The 4602-nt window shown below is 67.1% G+C and carries 4 protein-coding genes; all 4 read left to right on the forward strand.

The genetic code is table 11. The features are described from left to right. A partial coding sequence (gene ccsB / locus Q1V87_RS10395; RefSeq protein ID WP_300592318.1) for a c-type cytochrome biogenesis protein CcsB occupies nt 1-1003 on the forward strand: 1003 nt, incomplete at its 5' end. Between the two features lie 80 nt (nt 1004-1083). Beyond that, entirely contained in the window at nt 1084-3063 is a 1980-nt protein-coding gene (locus tag Q1V87_RS10400) for a cytochrome c oxidase assembly protein (protein ID WP_300592327.1), read from the forward strand. A 32-nt stretch (nt 3064-3095) separates the two neighbouring features. After that, nucleotides 3096-3491, forward strand: coding sequence for a DUF4307 domain-containing protein (locus Q1V87_RS10405; protein ID WP_300592321.1), 396 nt, complete (start codon nt 3096-3098; stop codon nt 3489-3491). A gap of 117 nt (nt 3492-3608) precedes the next feature. Continuing rightward, on the forward strand, nt 3609-4602 hold a 994-nt coding region (locus Q1V87_RS10410; protein WP_300592324.1), incomplete at its 3' end, for an IS481 family transposase.

The following is a 4602-nucleotide window of genomic DNA, read 5'->3' on the forward strand; positions in this document are numbered from 1 at the left end:
ACTCACACTCGACGGCATCTCGCTGCTGCTGGTCTGGACCGCGATCGCCACCTACCTGCTCGCGTTCATCGCCTACACCATCGACCTCGCCCGCCGCTCCGTCCCCGCTGCCGTGCCCTTGCGAGAACCGGCGCTGATAGGCGCTGCGACGGACCCCGCGGTCACGGATGCCTGGCAGGAACAGCACCCCGGCACCCCCGAGCCTCGAGCATCTCAGCCGCGGCTGCTATGGGCACGGATCGGGACGGCGCTGACGATCCTCGGTTTCCTGTTCCACCTGGCCGGCACCGTCCTGCGGGGGATCGCGGCCGGGCGGGTCCCGTGGGCCAACATGTACGAGTTCGCCCTCACCGGCACCGTCCTGATCGTCGCGGTGTACCTACTGGTGCTGCGCCGCTACGACCTCCGCTTCCTCGGCGCGTTCCTGATCGGCATGGTGGTGCTGCTCTTGGGCGGCGCCACCATCACCTTCTACGTCGAAGTCGTTCCCCTGATGGACCCGCTCAAGAGCGTGTGGCTGGTCATCCACGTCTTCGTCGCATCCCTGGCCACCGCGCTGTTCGCGATCGCCTGCGGCCTCTCCGTCACCCAGCTCCTGCAGGCCCGCCGCGAACGCCGCACGGCAGCCGGAGCGGTGTCCGCGGACGGCGCACCGAGCAGCGGCCCGCGGTTCCTGGCCACGCTGCCGCCCGCGGACGCGCTCGAGTCCCTCGCATACCGGTTCGTGATCGTCGGGTTCGTGTTCTGGACCTTCACGCTGATCGCCGGCGCGATCTGGGCCAAAGACTCCTGGGGGCGCTACTGGGGGTTCGATACCAAAGAGGTCTGGACCTTCGTGATCTGGGTGCTCTACGCCGGCTACATCCACGCCCGGGCGACACGCGGCTGGCGAGGCACCCGCTCCGCGTGGCTGTGCATCATCGGGTTCCTCGCGGTGCTGTTCAACTTCACCATCGTCAACATGTTCTTCAAAGGACTCCACGCGTACTCCGGCCTCAGCTGACCCCACCGCTGTCTGAGTCGAAGCACCTGATGATCACGAGAACTCCGCGCGCCGTCGCCCCCGGCGTGACCATTCTGGGCATGAACCCCCGCGCCCTCCGCGCCGGCGGGCTCGCACTCCTCATCGTCGCCGCACTCCTCACTTTGGTCGCGGGCTTGGCGTTCGGCGGGGGAGCGGCGGGGCTGCCCATCGGCGATGCCGGCCCGATCGTGCGCTGGGGCCTGCCCACCGCGAAACTGATCGTCAACCTCACCGCGGCGGGCATGGTCGGCGCGCTCGTAGTCGCGCTGTTCGCGTTGCGTGCCGGAGAGCGGGAGTTCGATGTCGCGATCGACACCGCCTCGATCGCCGCCGCTCTGTTCACCGTGGCAGCCGCTGCGACGGGGTTCTTCATCTTCCTCGACGTGTTCAACCCCGCCGTGGACGCCGGACCGCAGTTCGGCGCCCAGCTGGGACGGTTCCTCGTCGAGCTCGAGGTCGGTCGTACCTGGCTGATCACCACCGTTGCCGGCGCGGCACTGACCGTGCTCACCTTCGCGGTACGGTCCTGGACGGGAACGCTTCTCGTCGCCGGTCTCGCGATCGCGGCGCTGGTCCCGATGGGAACACAGGGCCACTCCGGCGACGACGCATTCCATCACGAGGCGATGATGGCGCTGATCCTGCACATTATCGGCGCCGCCGTATGGCTGGGCGGTCTTGTTCTGATCGTCATCGTCCGGCCACTGCTGAAACGGGTCCACCTCGCCGATGTCGTCGCGCGCTACTCGAGCATCGCCCTGGCCGCGTTCGTGCTCGTCGCCGTGTCCGGGACGGTGCGCGCCGCGATCGGCCTGCAGGACTGGTCGGCGCTGCTCACCCCCTACGGGGCGATCCTGGGCGTCAAAGTCGTCGCGCTCATCGCGATGGGTCTGTTCGGCGTCCGGTACCGGACGCGGCTGATCGGGAGGATGCGCGACTCGGACGCCGCAACGCGTCCCTTCTGGACCTTCGTTGCCTTCGAGCTGGCCGTGATGGGGGTGGCCAGCGGCGCGGCCGCAGCGCTGGCACGCACACCGCCCCCGAACCCGGCGCCGCTTCCGACGACTCCGTCGCCGGCGGAACGTCTCACCGGCGCACCGCTGCCGCCCGAGCTGACGATCGATCGCTGGCTCACCGCGTGGAACGTCGACCTGCTGTGGGCGACGATCGCCGGGTTCGCAGTGTTCTTCTACCTGGCGGGCGTGTGGCGGCTGCGGCGCCGCGGCGACTCCTGGCCGCTGTACCGCACCATCATGTGGGTCGCGGGAATGCTGCTGCTGGTGTGGGTCACCGGCGGCGTGGTCAACGTCTACCAGGACTACCTGTTCAGCATGCACATGGTCGGGCACATGCTGCTGACGATGGCGATCCCCGTGCTGTTGGTCGCCGGCGCCCCAGTGACCCTCGCAGCGCGGGCAATCCGCAAACGCGACGACGGCACCCGCGGCGGCCGAGAATGGATCCTGTGGGCCGTGCACTCGCCCGTCGCCAGAGTGCTCACGAACCCATTCGTCGCGGCCGGCCTGTTCATCGGCTCGTTGTGGATCTTCTACTACACCGACCTGTTTCGCTGGTCGCTGTACGACCACCTCGGCCACCAGTGGATGGTCGCGCACTTCCTCATCACCGGGTATCTCTTCGCGACATCTCTGATCGGCGTCGACCCGGTGCCGTACCGCCTGCCCTACCCCGGCCGGCTGCTACTGCTGATCGGGGTGATGGCGATGCACGCGTTCTTCGGTATCGCGATCATGATGCAGTCCGGGCTGATGGTCGCGGAGTGGTTCGGGGCGATGGGGCGCACGTGGGGGGCGACGCCGCTGGAGGACCAGTACACCGGCGGCGGCATCGCCTGGTCGATCGGTGAGATACCCACCCTCATCCTCGCGATCACGGTCGCGATCCAATGGAGCCGCAGCGATGACCGCGAGACGAAACGCCGCGACCGGCACGCCGATCGGGCAGGGGATGCCGAGCTCGACGAGTACAACGCGCGCCTCCTCGAGCTCGCCGCCCAAGACGCCCGCAGCCGCAGATGAGATCGCCGAGAGTCCACAGAGAAGCGCATCCGGTGACCACGAAGCAGCAGCTCGACGACCGTTATGGCCGCGGTCCCCGTCCCGCTCGCCGCCGGGCGTTCTGGGTCATCGTCGGAACCATCGCTGTAGCGTCCGTTGCCGGGCTGTCGTGGCTGACCATCTCTAATTCTCTCGATGACGTCGGATACGACGAGACAGGTTTCGAGCTCGTCGACGCTCGCATCGTGATGGTGTCATTTCAAGCGACCCCGCCCGCTGGAATGGGCTTCGTCTGCGCGCTGCAAGCGCTCGATGAAGACTTCGGCATCGTTGGTTGGCGTGTCATCGAGTACCCCTCATCCGAGACGATCACCCGGACATTCGTCGAAACGATCCCCACTGTCGCGCAGGCCACCACTGGCACCGTTCACTCCTGCTGGGCGACCTAGGTGTGATGTCCAGGGACGTTGTTTCGGCGACACGGCCGTGAAGAGCTGAGAGGTGAGGGCCTCCGGTTGTGAAGTGGAGCTGTTGAGTTCAACCGCTTCAGGAACCAGGAGGCCCTCGTGTCCCACGCTAACGCTGCCCTGACCCCACGCGCCCGGCTTCGACTGGCGCGCCTGATCGTCGAGGATCACTGGCCGCCGCAGGCCGCGGCGAAGATGTTCATGGTCTCGCCCGTGACCGCCCGGAAGTGGGCGGCCAGGCTGCGCCTGGAGGGACCTGCTGGGATGGCTGATCGTTCGAGTCGCCCGCGATCGATGCCGACGAAGACCCCGCTGCCGCAGGTCAAGAAGATCGTGAAAGCGAGGTGGCGGCGGCGTCTCGGCCCGGTTCAGATCGCTGGCGAACTCGGTCTGCCCGCCTCGACCGTCCACGCGGTCCTGGTGCGCTGCCGCATCAACCGGCTCAGCCATATCGACAGGGTCAATGGGGAGCAAATCCGCCGCTACGAGCACGATCATCCCGGATCGCTGATCCACGTCGACGTCACGAAGTTCGGCAACATCCCCGACGGCGGCGGCTGGCGGTTCGTCGGCCGCGTCCAAGGCGAACGCAACCGAGAGGCCACCGCCACCCGCACCAAGAGCAGGAACCATCGTTACGAGCCGAGGCTCGGCACTGCGTTCGTGCACACCGTCATCGACGACCACTCCCGCGTCGCTTACGCCGAGATCTGCTCCGACGAGAAAGCGGACACCGCGATCGGTGTTCTCCGCCGAGCGGTGTCCTGGTTTGCCGACCGCGGTGTCACTGTCGAGCGCGTCCTCTCGGACAACGGCTCGGCCTACAAGTCTCACGCCTGGCGCGATGCCTGCATCGATCTTGGGATCACGGCGAAGAAGACCCGGCCTTACCGTCCACAAACGAATGGGAAGATCGAGCGCTTCCACCGCACCCTCGCCGACGGCTGGGCATACGCGAAGCTCTATCCCTCAGAGACTGAGCGCCGCAAAGCACTCCCGGGCTGGCTGCACTTCTACAATCATCACAGGCACCACTCCGCGATCGGAGCCCCGCCCATCAGCAGAATCGAAAACAACCTGCCTGGACATCACA

The sequence above is a fragment of the Microbacterium sp. genome, from assembly GCF_030149085.1.
Taxonomy (GTDB): domain Bacteria; phylum Actinomycetota; class Actinomycetes; order Actinomycetales; family Microbacteriaceae; genus Microbacterium.

Bases quoted from the DNA above. Each gene is read 5' to 3' on its own strand.
- Q1V87_RS10400 (WP_300592327.1), top strand. From the start codon at position 1,084: ATGAACCCCCGCGCCCTCCGCGCCGGCGGGCTCGCACTCCTCATCGTC.